Below are 15,900 nucleotides of genomic sequence, written 5' to 3' on the forward strand. Positions count from 1 at the left end.
GGTGCCGGGCCGGGGACGCCTGGCGGGGGCGCACCCTCAGTAGGTGGTGAAGTCCGCCATCATCGCCATGTCCTCGTGTTCGAGGTTGTGGCAGTGGATCATGAACTTGCCGGCGTAGTCGTTGAACCGCACCGCCACCTCCACGGTCTCGCCCGGTCCCGTCGCCACCGTGTCCTTCCACCCCGCGTCGTACGCGCCCGGCTTCTTGCCGTTGCGGGACAGCACGCGGAAGGAGTCCAGGTGCACGTGGACCGAGTGGAAGAACACCGAGGTGAACTTCCAGACCTCGATCGTGCCGAGCCTGGGGCGGGCCAGTGAGCGGCCAGGCTTGTACGGGAGGCCGTTGATCGTCCACCCGCCGCGTGCGTGCCGGAAGGCGAAGGTGCGGTGCGCGACGGCCCTGCTGGGATCGAGCACGGTGGCCGGATACCGCGACAGGCGCTTGGGGATGTAGGTGTCGTCGCGCGGCGCGCGGGTCGACGGGGAGACGTCGAAACGCATGACCTGCGCGGTGCTGCCGCTGCCGAACCGGTTGACCAGGCGCACCTTGGTCCCGGGCCGGTAGCGGGAGAAGTCCACGATCACGTCGAAGCGCTCGGCCGGGGCGATGCGCAGGCTGTCGTGCGCCAGCGGGCCCCCGAGCAGCCCGCCGTCGCTGCCGATCTGGAGCAGGCCCTTGCCGCCCGGCGGCGGGGGGTCGAGCTCCAGGCGGTAGTCCCGGACGTTGGAGCCGTTCAGCAACCGCAGCCGGTAGCGGAGCCGCTCGACCCGGTGCACGGGCCACGGGGCGCCGTTGACGAGGATGACGTCGCCCATCACGCCGAAGTGGTGGGAGTGCACGACGCCCGGCTCGTGCATGCCGGAGTCGATCGCGGGATACATTAGCGCCCCGTTCTCGGCGAACGCGCGGTCCGAGAGCATCAGCGGGATGTCGCGGGGGCCGCGGGGCAGGTCGAGGGCGTCCTCCTCGTCGTCGGTCACCAGGTGGAACCCGGCCAGGCCCCGGTACACGGCCGGTCCGGTGTAGCCCATGCGGTGGTCGTGGTACCAGAGGGTCGCCGCCCGCTGGAGCATCGGGTAGGTGTAGCTGCGCTGGCCGTGGGTGAGGTGGCCGGCCGAGCCGTGCATCTCCGGCATGCCCGCCATCGCCTCGCTGTACGACATGCGGCTGCCGACCGGCATCGTCAGGTCGATCGGATACCCGTCGCTGTCGGAGGGCGTGTGGCCGCCGTGCAGGTGGACCACTGTCGGCTGGGGGAGTTGGTTGCGGTGCGAGACGACCGTGCGGCGTCCGGAGCGGGAGACGATCGTGGGTCCCGGGAAGAACCCGTCGTAGGTCCAGCAGCTGGTACGGAGCCCTGGGAGGATCTCCAGCTTCGCCACGCGCTGGGTGAGCTCGTAGATGTCGGTCGTCGCGGTTTGCATGCTCGGCCGGAGCACCGGCGGGATCGGCAGGGGTACCTGGTACGGGCGGGGGAGCCGCGCCGTGCTGCGCAGGAGGCCACCTGGTGGCACATCGGCCGGCGGCGTGTTTCCCCAGGCCCTGCCCGCCGCCACTCCCGCCCCCACGACGACCGCCCCTGCGGCGAGAAAACGGCGCCTGCCGATGCCTTCGATCACGTGGGGCTCCCAAATGTACGGATTGTGCACTTTTCGGTCGGCGACAGAATAGACCGAGCGGCCCGCGCACAAGGGCGCCACACGCGGACCCCGGCAACAAGCTTCGGACCGACCCGCCCGCGGCCGTGCCCGGGCGCCGGGCGCGTCGCCGGGGCGTCACGCCCGCCGCCGGTGCCCCCGGCCGGGATCGCGGCGTGGGTCGAGGCCCTCAAGGCCGGGGCCACCGGATACGTCCTCGAGTCCGTCGCCGACCGCGACCTCGTCGAGGCGCGCCGCGCCGCCGTACGCGACGAGCCGTTCATCCACCCGGGCGCCGTCACCACCCTGATCCGCACCTACCTCGAGCGCGCCCGCCAGGGCGAGCCCCTGCCGGCCCGCGCCGTCACCGAGCGCGAGGAGGAGATCCTCAAGGCCGTCGCGGAGGGCCACACGTCCCAGGAGATCGCCGACCTGCTGTTCATCAGCATCAAGACGGCCGAGCGGCACCGCGCCGACCTCCTGCAGACACTCGGTCTGCGCGACCGCCTGGAACTCACCCGCTACGCGATCGGGGCCGGGCTCAGCGAGCCGTGATCCCGACCGGCCGAGGAAGCCGACCCGACGACTCGGCTTCCCGAGCCGGGGTAGGCGATGGGCGACCAGGGAGCCTGCAATGAGGGAAGCCGAGCAGCAGCCGCTCGCCGCTGACCGGGTGGAGGCCACGGCCACCGCACTCGGCCCCAGCGGGCTCATGGACGTCCTCGGTGTGGCGGCGGTCCTGCTCGAGGCGGACGGGCGCATCGACATGTGGAGCCCGCACGCGGAGGAACTGTTCGGCTACACCGCGGGCGAGGCGGTCGGCCGGTACGCCGCGCCGCTCCTCGTCCACCCCGAGCAGCGCGACGAGGCGATCAGGCTCTTCGCCGAAGTGCTGGAGACCGGCCGCAGCTGGTCGGGGGCGTTTCCGATCCGCCACAAGGACGGCACCACGCGGCTGGTTGAGTTCCGCAACGTCCGGCTGATGGACAACCTGGGCGACTACTACGCCCTGGGGATCGCCACCGACCGGCCCACGCTCCAGAACCTGGAGCGCGGCCTCGCCCTCTCCCTCCGCCTGGTCGCCCAGTCCCCGATCGGACTCGCGGTACTCGACAACGGTCTGCGGTATCTGTCCGTCAACCCCGCCCTGGCCCGTATGCACGGCGTGCCCGAGAGCGACCACATCGGGCGCCGGTTCCGGGAGGTGCTTCCCGGCACCAGGTTCCGCCGGGCCGAGGACGCCATGCGACAGGTCCTGCGGACCGGGATCCCGGTCGTGGACCGCCACGTCGTCGGCCGCACGCCCGCGGACCCCGGCAACGACCGCGCCTGGTCCGTGTCCTTCTACCGGCTGGAGGATCAGCACCGGCACGTCCTGGGCCTCGCGACCTCGGTGGTGGACGTCACCGACCGGCACAGGTCGGCCCAGGAGGCCGACCGCGCCCGCCGCCGTCTGGCGCTGATCGCCGACGCCTCCGCCCGCATCGGGACGTCCCTGGATGTGGAGGAGACCGCCCGGGAACTCACCGGCGTCGTCGTGCCCGAACTGGCCGACTTCGCCGCGGTGGACGCGCTGGACTCCGCCATGCGCGACGACGGCGGGGAGCCCGGCGAGGACCGCCCGCGCTTCCGGGCGCTCGCCTCCAAGTGCGTCCACCCCAGCGAGGCGATGCACGCCTTCGCCCGACCGGGCGGCACCGTCGCGTACGAGCCCGACCACCTGGCCACCCAGTGCCTGGACACCGGCCGCCCCGCGATGATCACCCACGCGGACGAGCGGAGCCTGGTCCGCGTCGCCCGCGACCGGGACGCCGCCGCGATCCTCGCCCGGGCGGGGGTCCACACGGCCATGACGGTGCCGCTCATCGCCCGCGGGCGGATCCTCGGCGTCCTGGCTCTGGCACGCGCCCGCGACCCCCGGCCCTTCGACGAGGACGACCTGACCCTGGCCTGCGAACTGGCGTCCCGCGCCGCGGTGTCCATCGACAACGCCCGGCTCCACCAGCAGTTGCGCAGCACCGCCGAAACCCTGCAGCGCAGTCTCCTGCCCCGGCTGCAGCCGGGCCACCCCCGGCTGGAACTCGCCGCCCGCTACTGCGCGGCACAGGCCAGCAGCGAGGTGGGCGGCGACTGGTACGACGTCATCCCCCTCGACGACGGCAAGGCCGCCCTCGTCGTGGGCGACGTCATGGGCAGCGGCGTCCCCGCGGCCACGACCATGGGCCGGCTGCGCACCGCCACCTCCACCCTCGCGGGCCTCGACCTCGACCCCGCCCAGGTCCTGGGCCATCTGGACCGGATCACCCGCGGACTGGACCCCTACATCGCCACGTGCGTCTACGCGGTCTACGACCCCGCGCGCGGTGTGTGCCACTTCTCGAACGCGGGCCACCTGCCTCCGGTCGTGGTGCGTGCCGGCGGGCCCCCCGAACTGCTCGAACTGCCCACCGGCACCCCGCTGGGAGTCGGTGGCGTGCCCTTCGAGACCACCACCGTCGGGCTGCACCCCGGCGACCGGCTGGTCCTGTACACCGACGGGCTGGTGGAGACCCGCGACCGGGCCATCGACGAGCGCCTCGGCGACCTCCTCCGGCTGCTCCGGGTCCACGACGAATCGGTGGAGGAGACCTGCGACCGGCTCCTCGCCGCACTGCGCCACCCCGCCGACCGGGACGACGTGGCCCTGCTCATCGCGCGCCCGAGGGACGTGTGACCGGGGTCCGGGAGTCCGGGGTCCGTGGGCGTGCGGCCGCCCGCGGCGGCCGGCCGGGGGTCCGGACCGGGGCCACCGCGGGCGACGTGGGGTCATGTGGTGCTGAAGGTGAACCAGTTGACGTTCACGAAGTCCGCCGGCTGGCCGCTGGTGAAGGTCAGATAGACATCGTGCTCGCCGGTGACGCCCGAGATGTTGGCGGGGATCGTCGTCCAGCTCTGCCAGCCGCCCGTGTTGGCGACGGCGAAGCTGCCGATCGGGGCGTTGCTCCGGCTGTCCAGCCGGACCTCGACCAGCCCGCTGACACCTCCCGCGGCCCCCGAGGCGACCCGGGCCTTGAACTGCCGGGCCGTGGTCGTCCCGAAGTCGACGCCGGAGTAGAGCGCCCAGTCGCCGTTCGCGAGCGACGCGAGGTTCTGGCCGCCGCCGCTGTCCGTCGTGGTCTCGACGGTCGTGCCCGACTGCTGCGTGTACGACTCGGCCTGGAGGGTGCCGTAGGCGCTGCCCGTGCCCCCGGTCGGCGGGGGTGAGGTCGGCGGCTGGGTGGTGCCGCCGCCGGAGCTGTAGACGGCGACGTAGTCGACCAGCATCGGCACGCCGGAGACGGTGGAGGCGGTCGGCGTCCTGTACCCGGCCACCGGGTCGGGGAAGGCCCCGCCCATCGCGACGTTGAGCAGGATGAAGTGGCCGTGCCCGGTGGCCGCGTTCCAGGTGGCCGCGTCCATCTGGCCCGCGTTCACCGAGTGGAACTGCACTCCGTCCACATACCAGCGCAGCTGCTGCGGGCTGACGCTGCGGTCCCACTCGAAGGCGAAGGTGTGGAAGTTGCCCTGGCAGGCGCTGCCCGGGCAGGCGTGGGTGGCGCCCAGGCCGACGGTCTCGTTGCAGGGACCGCCGGGGTTGGTGCCGCAGTGCAGGGTGCCCCAGACCTGGTTGACGCCGTTGACGTTCTCCATCAGGTCGAACTCCCCGATGGACGGCCAGTTCCAGTAGTTGCCCCGGTACGGCGCGCCCAGCGTCCAGAACGCCGGCCAGTACCCGGCCGCGGCCGCCCCGGTGACGTTGGGCATCTGGATGCGGGACTCGATGCGCAGCTTGCCCCCCGACGGGGGCTCGAAGTCACTGCGGCGCGTCTCGATGCGGCCCGAGGTCCAGTTCCCCGCGGAGTCCCGGATGGGGGTGATGCGCAGGTTGCCGGTCCCGTCCTGGCGGAGGTTGGCGGTGCTGGAGGTGTACGTCTGGACCTCGCCGGTGCCCCAGTTGGCGGCGCCGCCGGGGTAGCTGGTGCCGGTGTCGATGATCCAGTTGTCGCCGTTGGGAAGGGTGTTGGCGGCCCCGCTGAAGTCGTCGCTCCAGACGGTGGTCCAACCGGACGGCGCCGGTGGGACTGCGGCCCTGGCCGAGCCGAGCAGGCCCAGGCAGAGCGCGGTCACGGTGGCCGCGGCGGCCACGATCAAGGTCAGCGGTCTGGCGGCGTACCGCCTGCCGGTGCTCGTACGTGCGGACACGGGTGTGGTGCCTCCTCGGAATCGGTGCCGGGGACAGGGCGCGCGGGCCAGGCGGGCGCGACGTCGGACGTATACGGGCCGACGGTTTGAGAGCGCTCTCAGCTGGCGGGAACACCTTCCCGCCAGGCGATACATCGGTCAAGAGATGTAACAAAAGAAGTCGGGACCGGTTGTGCGCCTTCACTGTTTGGATTCGGCCGGGGTCGCGGAGGGGATGGCGCTCGACGTGGCGTCGTCGAAGCGCACCTGGGGCGAGGCCTGTTGGGTTGTGCCTCATTCGCATGGAGGGCTGATGGGGGCGCTGTCATGGCGGTGTCCGACCCCCTGAGAGCGCTCTCCCACTCGGGGTCGAGTCACGTGCGACAAGGTTCCCGGATCGCGTGGCCATGATCTGCCCGGACCTGGGTAGCCGAACTGTGTACGAATGGGGGTGAATGCGGTGAACGCGATGCCGGCAGGTTCCGGTCGCAAGCGTGAACGGCAGTACGAGCACGGCAAGGAGAACGCGATGGACCAGGGCGAGAGCGAGCAGCGGACCAAGGAGATCGACGTCCGCGCGGTCGACAGGGAGCGCGCCCACGCCGGCAGGGCCCCACGTACGACCGGTCGGACGCGGAGACCGGGCACCGCACCATCGACGGCCGCTCCTGCGTGAGCGAGGCCGGACTCGAACGCGCCCTGGACGGTCGCTCACCCGGGGCACGTATCCGCAGTACCAGCGGTCCTGGACGCGGCAACGCAATCAGGGTCGCGCAAGGGAGTACATCATGATCATCCTCGGCATCATCCTGCTGATCGTCGGATTCCTCACCGGAATCGCCATCCTGTGGACCCTGGGAGCCATCCTCGTGGTCATCGGCCTCGTGCTCTGGGTCCTGGGCGCCATGGGGCACGCCGTCGCGGGGCGCCGCCACTACTACTGACGGGCGGTCTGCCGGAGTACGGTGCCGCGCCCTGTGTCCCCGAGGGCGCGGCACCTTCCGTGCCGGCACGCCGAGCGACCGCGTTCCTCCCCGACGGCCGTCCGCCCGGGGCCGTTGGGGACCGGTCACCCGAGGGGGCGACGTCGACGGGACCTGGCCCCGCGGGACGGTCAGGACCGGCCGCGGCCGGTGGCGAAGTCGCGGACGCGGTCCACGAGACCGGCACCGAGGGCGAGGAACTTGTTGGCGGGCGGCGTGTCGGGCACGCCGGGGTGCGGCCGCGTCGGCGCGATCTTCTTCGCGCGGCGGACCCGCTCGCCCAGCTCGTACAGCTCCTGCGAGGAGTACTCCTGCGCAAGGCTCGGGAACAGCCGCTGCTCCTCCTCCCGGAGGTGTTCGGTGACGTCGGTGATCAGCGTCCGGACGAGGTCGTCGAACCGGGGATCGTCGACGCCGAGGTGCTCCAGGTCCTTCAGGGTCCGCTCGACGTCCGCGTGCTCCCGGATCTCCTTGTCCGCCAGCGCGTCCCCGCCCGGGACGCGCTCGCGGACTGCCGGGTAGAGGTACATCTCCTCGGCCACCGAGTGGCGGACCAGCTCGATGGTGACCGCGTCGAGCACGGTTTTGCGTTCCCTGTCGCCCGCCGGCAGGGCCCGCAGGCGGGCGAAGTGCTCCTCCACCTCGCGATGGTCGGCGGTCAGTTCCGCGATGACATTGCCACCGTGTCCCATGGCGCTCTCCTTCCCGGGCCGGGGTCCTTCTCCCGACGGCTGCCCGGTCCCCGGCCGCGTACGCCTGACCGCCGCGGCGGCCGGCCCGGGTCGCCCGGATGGGCTGCCTGCAGTGGTCACAGGTGCTCGCGGGGGGATTGGTTGTGAGATGTCCCCCCTGACGCCCAGGTGTACTGGAGTATTCGCATGGAATCCGGTTCCTCCGCGCGGAACTGCCCCTTCGACTATGCCGAAGCCCTCGAATTCGATCCGCAGCTGAAGTACTTCCTGGAGAACGAGCCGATCTCCCGCATCAAGCTGCCGCACGGCGAGGGCGAGGCCTGGCTCGTCACGCGGTACGAGGACGTGCGGACGGTGACGACCGACCGGCGGTTCAGCCGTGCCGCCGTCATCGGCCGGGACTTCCCCCGCATGACGCCGGAGCCGATCGTCCAGGACGAGGCCATCAACGTGATGGATCCGCCGGACAGCAGCCGGCTGCGCTCGCTGGTCTCCAAGGGCTTCACCCCGCGGAATGTCGAGCACATGCGCACCAGTATCGAGCGGGTCGTCGCCGAACTGCTCGACGGCATGGAGGAGAGCGGCTCCCCGGCCGACCTCGTGGAGCACCTGGCGGCGCCGCTCCCGCTGGCGGCCATCTGCGAGGTGCTCGACATCCCCGATGAGGACAGCTGGGAGCTGCGGGGCCACGCCCGCACCATGATGGACTTCAGCCCCGACAACCGGGACAACGCGGTTCGCTCGAAGGCCTATCTGCGGGAGTACTTCACGAAGCTCACCGCCGAACGGCGCGCCCGCCCGGGCGACGACCTGGTCAGTGTGCTGGCCACCGCCCGTGACGGGGACGAGATCCTCAACGACAAGGAACTCGCCGTCATGGCCATGGTCCTGCTCATCACGGGCCAGGACACCACCTCGAACGAGATCGGGAACATCGCCTACACCCTGCTCACCCGCCCCCGCGAGCTGGCCCTGCTGCGCGAGCACCCCGACCGCATCCCGCAGGCCATCGAGGAGATGCTGCGGTACATCCCGTTCCGCAAGGGCGTCGGCATCCCCCGCGTCGCGGTCGAGGACGTGGAGATGGGAGGCGTGCTGATCCGTGCCGGTGACGTCGTCCACGTCTCCTACCTGACGGCCAACCGCGACCCGGCGAAGTTCGACCGTCCCGACGAGCTGGACCTGGACCGCTCCGGGACGCCGCACATGACCTTCGGCTGGGGCGGCCACCACTGCCTCGGCGCGCCCCTGGCGACCATGGAGCTCCAGGTGGCGTTCACGGAGCTGCTGCGCCGCTTCCCGGACCTCCGGCTGGCGAAGCCCGCCGACGAGGTCCGGTGGAGCGCCACGTCGATCTGGCGCTACCCGGTCGCCCTGCACGTCGGCTGGTGAACGACCCGGATCCCGGCCCCGGCACCGGCCCCGCCCCGCTTACGGGGGCGGGGCCGGTGCCGTCCCCGTGTGCGCGCAGTGACCGGGCCGTCGCCCCTCGACATGCGACATCCGCCGCTCTCACGTACGTTGTCCTGGTGGACGCAAAAGTGAACAGGCCATGAAGCCACCGCGACAACGGCCGGTCCCGCCTTGCGGATCGTCTCTTTCCGGAATTTCCGGGATCTCGTGAATTTTGGCACCACTGGACTTTGGCACCACTGGACTTTGGCACCATTGGACTTCGGCTCCGCTGGACGCGCGATTGAAGCGCCCGTACCCCCTACCGCATTTTCGTGACAGGTACGGGCCTGCCCCGGACATCGGGGCAGCGCGCCACATGGACCATTGCCCGCCGAGGGGCAGGAAATGGAGCCAATCATGGCAGTTCTGTGCAAGCCGGTGATCTCTGTTCCCGACAACGTTATCACCTGCGAACAAACGCTCGAGCTGGCACGACGGCTGCACAAGGACCACCCGCAACTCGACCTGACCCTCCAGCTCATCGAGCACACGGGCGTACAGAAGCGGCACCTGATCCAGCCGATCGAAGAGGTGCTGAAACATCCAGGCTTCGACGTACGCAGTGAGATCTACGAGGCGGAGTCGAAGGCACGGGTGCCGGCGGTCGTGCGCCAGGCCCTGGACCAGGCCGAGCTGCAACCCGAGGACATCGACCTCATCGTGTACGTCTCGTGCACGGGTTTCATGATGCCCTCGCTGACGGCGTGGCTCATCAACACGATGGGCTTCCGCCACGACACCCGGCAGTTGCCCATCGCCCAGCTCGGCTGTGCGGCGGGCGGGGCGGCCATCAACCGCGCCCACGACTTCTGCACGGCGTACCCCGAGGCCAACGCCCTCATCGTGGCCTGCGAGTTCTGCTCGCTGTGCTACCAGCCCACGGACCTGAGCGTCGGAACGCTGCTGTCCAACGGGCTGTTCGGCGACGGCGTCGCCGCCGCCGTCGTCCGGGGCAGCGGCGGCACCGGGATGAGGCTGGAGCGCAACGCCTCCTATCTCATCCCCAACACCGAGGAGTGGATCTCCTACGCGGTGCGCCAGACGGGCTTCCACTTCCAGCTCGACAAGCGCGTGCCCGGCACCATGGAGCCCCTGGCTCCCGTACTGCGCCAGGTCGCCGAGGACCACGCATGGAACGCCGCCAAGCTGGACTTCTACATCATCCACGCGGGCGGCCCACGGATCCTGGACGACCTGTGCCGTTTCCTCGGGGTCCCGCCGGAGGCGTTCCGCTTCAGCCGGGCCACACTCACCGAGTACGGGAACATCGCGAGCGCCGTCGTCCTCGACGCCCTGTACCGCCTGTTCGAGGAGGGTTCAGCCCTCGACGGGCACCGCGGTCTGCTGGCCGGCTTCGGGCCGGGCATCACCGCGGAGATGGTCCTCGGGACGTGGGTCACCAACGGGGTCGACGCCACGGCGGCGACCCAGCACTCGTACGGGGACTTCGACGGCACGACCTGAGCCACGGCTCCGGTGACCTGCAGGGTTGGCGGTGGACGCGGAGGTCACGGCGTCCGCCCACCGCCCAGCCCGGCCCCGTCACACGGCGCGAGGCCGTCTGGGGCCCGCGGCGCGGCGGCCACGCGCCGCCGCGCCGCACCCGCGTCTCCCCCCAGCGCCGCCACGACGGCGGCCCGCGGCCCTCCGCGGACCACCACCGCCCCGACTAGCCGCCGGCCGTCACGAAGCCCACGACCGCCTGCGCGAAGAGCCCGGGCTCCTCGATGTGGCCGAAGTGCCCGCTGTTCTCCAGGATCAACAGTTCCGATCGGGGGATCAGCTTGTGCAGCTCCTCCGCCCACCGCACTCCGCAGATGACATCGTGCCGTCCGGCCACGACCAGGGCCGGCACGGCGAGTGCGCCCAAGTGCTCACGGTCGTCGATGACATCGGGCGTGAGGTCCTCGTCCAGTCCGGAGATGTGCGTGCCGGTCACCGAGGCGCGCAGAGGCGCGAACTCCTCCTCCCGGCCCCAGTAGTCGGCGAAGTACGACGGCAGCAGCCCCTTGATCACCGCCGTCATCTCCGCATCGCCGGAGATGACGGGGATCGCCTGGAACGCGGCCAGTACCTCGGGCAGCCCGGGGTGACCGGCGTGCCGCGCCGCGAACTCCTGGACCATGCGCATCGCCTCGGCCCCGTGCTCGGGGCCGGTGACCGGCGCGCTGTCGTAAAGGACGACCCCGGCGACGCGCCCGGGGCGGCGCAGTGCGTGGTACTGCGCGACGAAGCCGCCGTGCGAGTGTCCCAGCAGGTGCACCTCGGGAACGCCGAGGTGATCGACGAGCGCCCCGAGGAACCGGCTGTAGAGCTCCCGGGTGTAGCCGTGGGGGTGCGACGCGAGGCGGCCCGAGCCGCCGGTGCCGACCGGCTCCGGGTAGACGACGGTGAGGTGCCGTTCGACCTCGGGCATGCGCAGGTACTCCCAAAAAACGCCGGGCCCGCCGGAGTGCGCGATGCACACCGGGCCGGTGCCGTGGACGTGGTAGCGCTGGAGCACCCCGTCCACCTCGAAGGTGTGCGTGCCGGGGGCCAGGGGATCGCTGTCGGCGGTGAGCATCGGTACTCCGTGTCGAGAGGGTGTCGAGGACACCGACAGGACGCGGAGAGGGCGGGGAAGTTCGATCGTGGGGGAGTGACGGTCGTCACATCCGCTGCGCGTGCCGGCCGCGCGCGGAGGCATGGGCCGAACGGACCCATCCGCGGGCGGAAATGATCCATGTGGCCCCTGCTGCCGGAGTGCCACCGCGTGCGACGGTCATCGAACAGGGAAGGGAGCACGGCCATGGGCGGCAGGGCGGTGTTCTGGCGGTGGCGCCGCAACCCCCTGCGGCGCCGATGCGACGTCGTGGAGGCCTGGACGGGTGCGGCGGCCGCCGTGCTGATCGCGGCCGGGGCCCCGGCGGTCGGCGCGGCCACCGCGATCGCGGTGGAGCACTCCGAGCTCCGCCAGAGCCAGGGCACGCACCAGGCGACGGCGGTCCTCACCGAGAACGCCGGGAAGGCCGTGGAGAACCCGTACACGGGCGCCATCGGCAAGGTCCTCACCACCGTCCGGTGGACCGCCCCCGACGGTTCCGCCCGCACCGGCGAGGCCCGCGTCGAGCCCGGCAGGCGGGCCGGTTCCACCACCCGCGTCTGGCTGGACGGGAACGGTGACCTGCAGCAGAACCGGCTCACCCCGGAGCAGGCCGAAGCCCAGGGCGTGGTGTTCGGCACCGTCGCCGCCGCGGGCGCCTGCGCCCTGGTGCTCGCGGGCGGCTGGGCCGTACGGGTGCGCATCGACCGCCACCGTGCCGCCGCGTGGGACCGCGAATGGGAGGAGACCGGCCCCTCGTGGGGCCACCGCAGGGCCTGAGCCGGCGCCGCCCCGCCATCGCGGCGCCCGGCGCATACGCCGCCCCGGCGATCCGGGGCACCCCGGCCCCTCCGATGGCCCCACGGGACCGGGACGCCCCCGCGCGTCGGGGGGAGGCCGGGAGGGGAACGGATCGGCGCGAGTGCGGGAGGCGCGGTGAGCGGCCTGGTGGTGGTAGGAGCGGACGGATCGGCGTCGAGTCTCGCCGCGGTGGAGACGGCGGCACGGGAGGCCCGGTGGCGCGGGGCCGGGCTGCGGGTGGTGCACGCCTTCCTCTGGCCGGCCATGCACGTCCCGCTGGACCCATCCTCGCTGGGCCCGGCCGAGGGCGGCCTGCGGAACACCGCGCAGCGCGTGGTGGCGGAGGCGGTGGAACGGGCCAGGAATGTGTCTCCGGAGGTGGACGTCACCCACGCCGTGGTGACCGGTGAGCCCCTGACCGTGCTGGAGGCCCAGTCGCGCGCCGCGGAGCTGGTGGTCGTCGGATCCCGCGGCATGGGCGGCTTCGTCGGCATGATGCTCGGGTCGACCGCGGTGCACCTGGCCGCCCACGGCAGGTGCCCGGTGCTGGTGGTGCGGGAGCGGCCGGCCGCCGGCGGACCGGTCCTGCTGGGCGTCGACGGCTCCCCGGCCGGCGAGGACGCGATCGACTTCGCCTTCGGCGAGGCCGCGATGCGCGGGACCGGCATCGTCGCCCTGCACGCCTGGACTCCGTGGAACACCCCGGTGCCGCCGCCGCAGGACCCCTCGATGCCGTACGCGAGCGCGCCCGGGGAGCTCGCCCGCGCCGAGGAGCGCATGGTGGCGGAGGCGATCGCGGGCCGTCGCGAGCGCTGCCCGGGGGTCACCGTCGAGGTGAGGGTGGTGCGCGGCGGCACCCGTGAGGCCCTGATCGAGGCGAGCAGGACCGCCCAGCTCCTGGTCGTCGGCGCCCGGGGGCGTGGGGGCTTCACCGGACTGCTGCTGGGGTCGGTCAGCCAGGCGTTGCTGCACCACGCGCACTGCCCCGTCGCCGTGGTGCGCGGGTCCGCGGGCGACGGCTGACCGCGGAGCCGGCCGCGGCTCGCCGTACCCGGCCGGTCGGCCGACGGGCGGCCCAGCGTTGGTCCCGGACACAGGAAATCCCCGTACCGCAATTGCGGTACGGGGATTTCCTCACGTATATTGAGTGTTTCTGTGCGCCTACAGAAAAAGCCCCTCACTGGGGGCCACAAGAAATACCTTAACCGACAGGGGGAGATTTTGTCAACTCGCGAAAACGTCGAACTGCAGAAGGAGCAGGAATTCGTCGACCGGCTGTACGACCGTGTCGACACGCTGCGCGGGTTCGCCGCCCAGCGCGTCGAGGACGCGTTGACCCCGGTGGGGAACGGCCTGCAGGCCCGTCTCGAACGCGATGTGCTCGTCGCCGAGCGTTCCGGTCTGCTGGCCGCCCTGAATGCGGTCGACGGCTCGCTGTGCTTCGGCCGGATCGATCTCCAGGACGGCGCCGCGCACCACATCGGCCGTATCGGAATTCGTGAGGACGACGCCGAGCACACGCCCCTTCTGATCGATTGGCGGGCACCGGTCGCCCGGCCGTTCTATCTCGCCACCGGACACACGCCGATGGGTCTGCGCCGGCGCCGGCACATCACCACCGAGGGCCGCGCGGTGACCGAGCTGCACGACGAGATCCTCGATCTCGGGGACCGCGAACGCAGCGGTTTCGAGGACCCGAGCGGCGACGCCGTGCTGCTCGCCGCCCTCAGCTCCGCTCGCACCGGCCGCATGGCCGACATCGTGCGGACCATCCAGGCGGAGCAGGACCGCATCATCCGCGCACCGCACCGCGGTGTCCTCGTCGTCGAGGGCGGCCCCGGCACGGGCAAGACGGCGGTCGCGCTGCACCGCGCGGCCTTCCTGCTCTACGAGCACCGCGAGCTGCTGGCCAAGCGCGCGGTCCTGATCGTGGGCCCCAATCCGGCCTTCCTGCGCTACATCGGCGAGGTGCTGCCCGCCCTGGGCGAGACCGGGGTCATGCTCGCGACGCAGGCCGAGCTCTTCCCCGGTGTCCACGCCCGCGGCACCGACACCCCTCGTGCGGCGGCCGTCAAGGGCGCCGCTGGGATGGCCGAGGCGCTCGCCCTCGCCGTGCGCGACCGGCAGCAGCTGCCCGAACCCGGCGCGCCGGTGGTCGTCCGGCACGACGACGGGGACCTCGTCCTGGACTGGGAGATCGCGCACCAGGCCCGGCAGGCGGCCCGCGAGACCCTTCTGCCGCACAACCTCGCCCGCCCGTACTTCGCGTTCCACGTCATCGACGCCCTCACCGAGCAGCTTGCCGAACGCATCGGCGCGGATCCGTACGGGGGCCCCAACTTCCTCGGCCCTGACGACATCGCCCTACTCGGCAAGGGCGTCGCCGCGAGCGAGGAGGTGCGGGCCGCCGTCGCGGAGCTGTGGCCGGTGCTCACCCCCGAGGAGTTCCTCGCCGGCTATCTGGCCGAGCCGGTGTACCTGCCGGACGAGGACGCCGAGGCCATCCGCCGCGCTCCCGGCGACGGCGAGTGGACCCCGGCCGATGTGCCGCTCCTCGACGAGGCGGCCGAACTCCTCGGGAACGACGACAGCGCCGAGCGGGCCGCCGCCGAGGCCGCGCGCCAGGAGCGGATCGCCTACGCGGAGGGCGTCCTGGAGGTGTCCCGGGGGTCGGAGACGTACGAGTTCGAGGACGAGGAGTCCGAGGTCCTGGCCGCCCACGACATCATCGACGCCGAACGGATGGCCGAGCGGCACGAGGAGGCCGACCACCGGAGCGCGGCCGAGCGGGCCGCCGCCGACCGGACCTGGGCGTTCGGGCACATCGTCGTCGACGAGGCGCAGGAGCTGTCGCCGATGGCATGGCGGCTGCTGATGCGCCGGTCACCGACCCGCTCGCTGACCCTGGTCGGCGATCCGGCGCAGACCTCGGAGGAGGCGGGCGTCGGCTCGTGGGAGCGGATCCTGGAGCCGTACGTCGGCGACCGCTTCGAGCATGTGAGGCTCGGGGTCAACTACCGTACGCCCGCGGAGATCATGGACCTGGCCGCCAGGGTCGTACAGCACCGGGACCCCTCGTTCGAGCCGCCCGGGTCGGTGCGCTCCACCGGCGAGAAGCCGTGGACGCGGGAGGCCGGTGCGGATCTGGCGGGCGCGGTGGCGCGGGCCGTCGCGGAGCTGACGCCCGAGGTGGGGCGCCTCGCCGTGATCGCGCCGCGCGAGCTGCACGAGGAGATCGCGGCCCCGCTCGACGGAGTCGTCGCCGGTGCGGAACCCGACCTCACCCGTCCCGTGGTGCTGCTCGGCCCGCGCGAGGCCAAGGGGCTCGAGTTCGACCATGTCCTGGTGGTGGAGCCGGGGCGGTTCGGGACCAGTGATCTGTACGTGGCACTGACCCGTGCGACGCAGCGCCTGGGCATCGTCCACCGGGAGGAACTGCCCGATTCGCTGCGCTGATCTCAGCCGCGGCGGGCGTACGGGGGACTCGGCCCGGGCGGAGGGCGCCGGTGGCCCGAAGGATCCCCGGCGGCGCGAGCCCGCGGAGATCCGG

At 72.1% G+C, this 15,900-nt stretch carries 12 protein-coding genes and 1 pseudogene; 9 read left to right on the top strand and 4 right to left on the bottom strand.

Annotated elements, in window-relative coordinates:
• Window positions 1-36 precede the first annotated feature (36 nt).
• Window positions 37-1,620 (bottom strand): multicopper oxidase family protein, encoded by a 1,584-nt coding sequence (locus ACWDAS_RS27380; protein ID WP_450395967.1) that lies wholly within the window; start codon window positions 1,618-1,620, stop codon window positions 37-39.
• A 201-nt stretch (window positions 1,621-1,821) separates the two neighbouring features.
• Between ACWDAS_RS27380 and ACWDAS_RS27385 the strand changes: the two are divergent.
• Window positions 1,822-2,193: pseudogene (locus ACWDAS_RS27385) on the top strand (LuxR C-terminal-related transcriptional regulator); the annotation flags it as partial.
• A gap of 79 nt (window positions 2,194-2,272) precedes the next feature.
• Window positions 2,273-4,351 carry a SpoIIE family protein phosphatase gene (locus tag ACWDAS_RS27390; protein ID WP_450395970.1) on the top strand — a complete coding sequence of 693 codons (2,079 nt, stop codon included), beginning with the start codon at window positions 2,273-2,275 and terminating at the stop codon, window positions 4,349-4,351.
• Between the two features lie 92 nt (window positions 4,352-4,443).
• Here the strand turns inward: ACWDAS_RS27390 and ACWDAS_RS27395 are convergent, their stop codons facing one another.
• Complete coding sequence (locus ACWDAS_RS27395; RefSeq protein WP_450395973.1) at window positions 4,444-5,859, bottom strand: glycoside hydrolase family 16 protein; 1,416 nt, start codon at window positions 5,857-5,859, stop codon at window positions 4,444-4,446.
• 448 nt (window positions 5,860-6,307) lie between these two features.
• Here ACWDAS_RS27395 and ACWDAS_RS27400 point away from each other — a divergent pair, with 448 nt between their 5' ends.
• Window positions 6,308-6,514 (top strand): hypothetical protein, encoded by a 207-nt coding sequence (locus ACWDAS_RS27400; protein WP_450395974.1) that lies wholly within the window; start codon window positions 6,308-6,310, stop codon window positions 6,512-6,514.
• 112 nt (window positions 6,515-6,626) lie between these two features.
• Complete coding sequence (locus ACWDAS_RS27405; RefSeq protein ID WP_450395976.1) at window positions 6,627-6,782, top strand: DUF6131 family protein; 156 nt, start codon at window positions 6,627-6,629, stop codon at window positions 6,780-6,782.
• A gap of 170 nt (window positions 6,783-6,952) precedes the next feature.
• Here the strand turns inward: ACWDAS_RS27405 and ACWDAS_RS27410 are convergent, their stop codons facing one another.
• Window positions 6,953-7,513 carry a hemerythrin domain-containing protein gene (locus tag ACWDAS_RS27410; protein ID WP_450395978.1) on the bottom strand — a complete coding sequence of 187 codons (561 nt, stop codon included), beginning with the start codon at window positions 7,511-7,513 and terminating at the stop codon, window positions 6,953-6,955.
• A 186-nt stretch (window positions 7,514-7,699) separates the two neighbouring features.
• Here ACWDAS_RS27410 and ACWDAS_RS27415 point away from each other — a divergent pair, with 186 nt between their 5' ends.
• Together ACWDAS_RS27415 and ACWDAS_RS27420 are read left to right on the top strand one after the other, a co-directional pair.
• Entirely contained in the window at window positions 7,700-8,905 is a 1,206-nt protein-coding gene (locus tag ACWDAS_RS27415; protein ID WP_450395981.1) for a cytochrome P450, read from the top strand.
• Between the two features lie 420 nt (window positions 8,906-9,325).
• A complete protein-coding gene (locus tag ACWDAS_RS27420) occupies window positions 9,326-10,432 on the top strand; it encodes a type III polyketide synthase (protein WP_450395982.1) in 1,107 nt (368 codons plus the stop codon).
• Window positions 10,433-10,637: 205 nt separating this feature from the next.
• Here ACWDAS_RS27420 and ACWDAS_RS27425 read toward each other — a convergent pair whose 3' ends face one another.
• Window positions 10,638-11,531, bottom strand: a complete 894-nt coding sequence (locus ACWDAS_RS27425) for an alpha/beta fold hydrolase (protein WP_450395985.1) — start codon at window positions 11,529-11,531, stop codon at window positions 10,638-10,640.
• Window positions 11,532-11,756: 225 nt separating this feature from the next.
• Between ACWDAS_RS27425 and ACWDAS_RS27430 the strand changes: the two genes are divergently transcribed.
• The 3 genes from ACWDAS_RS27430 to ACWDAS_RS27440 all read left to right on the top strand — a co-directional run bounded on the left by ACWDAS_RS27430 (window position 11,757) and on the right by ACWDAS_RS27440 (window position 15,806).
• Complete coding sequence (locus tag ACWDAS_RS27430; RefSeq protein WP_450395988.1) at window positions 11,757-12,329, top strand: Rv1733c family protein; 573 nt, start codon at window positions 11,757-11,759, stop codon at window positions 12,327-12,329.
• A gap of 156 nt (window positions 12,330-12,485) precedes the next feature.
• Entirely contained in the window at window positions 12,486-13,373 is an 888-nt protein-coding gene (locus ACWDAS_RS27435) for a universal stress protein (protein ID WP_450395991.1), read from the top strand.
• A 222-nt stretch (window positions 13,374-13,595) separates the two neighbouring features.
• Window positions 13,596-15,806 (top strand): HelD family protein, encoded by a 2,211-nt coding sequence (locus ACWDAS_RS27440; RefSeq protein ID WP_450396080.1) that lies wholly within the window; start codon window positions 13,596-13,598, stop codon window positions 15,804-15,806.
• Window positions 15,807-15,900 lie beyond the last annotated feature (94 nt).

The sequence above is a fragment of the Streptomyces sp. NPDC001070 genome, from assembly GCF_053598835.1.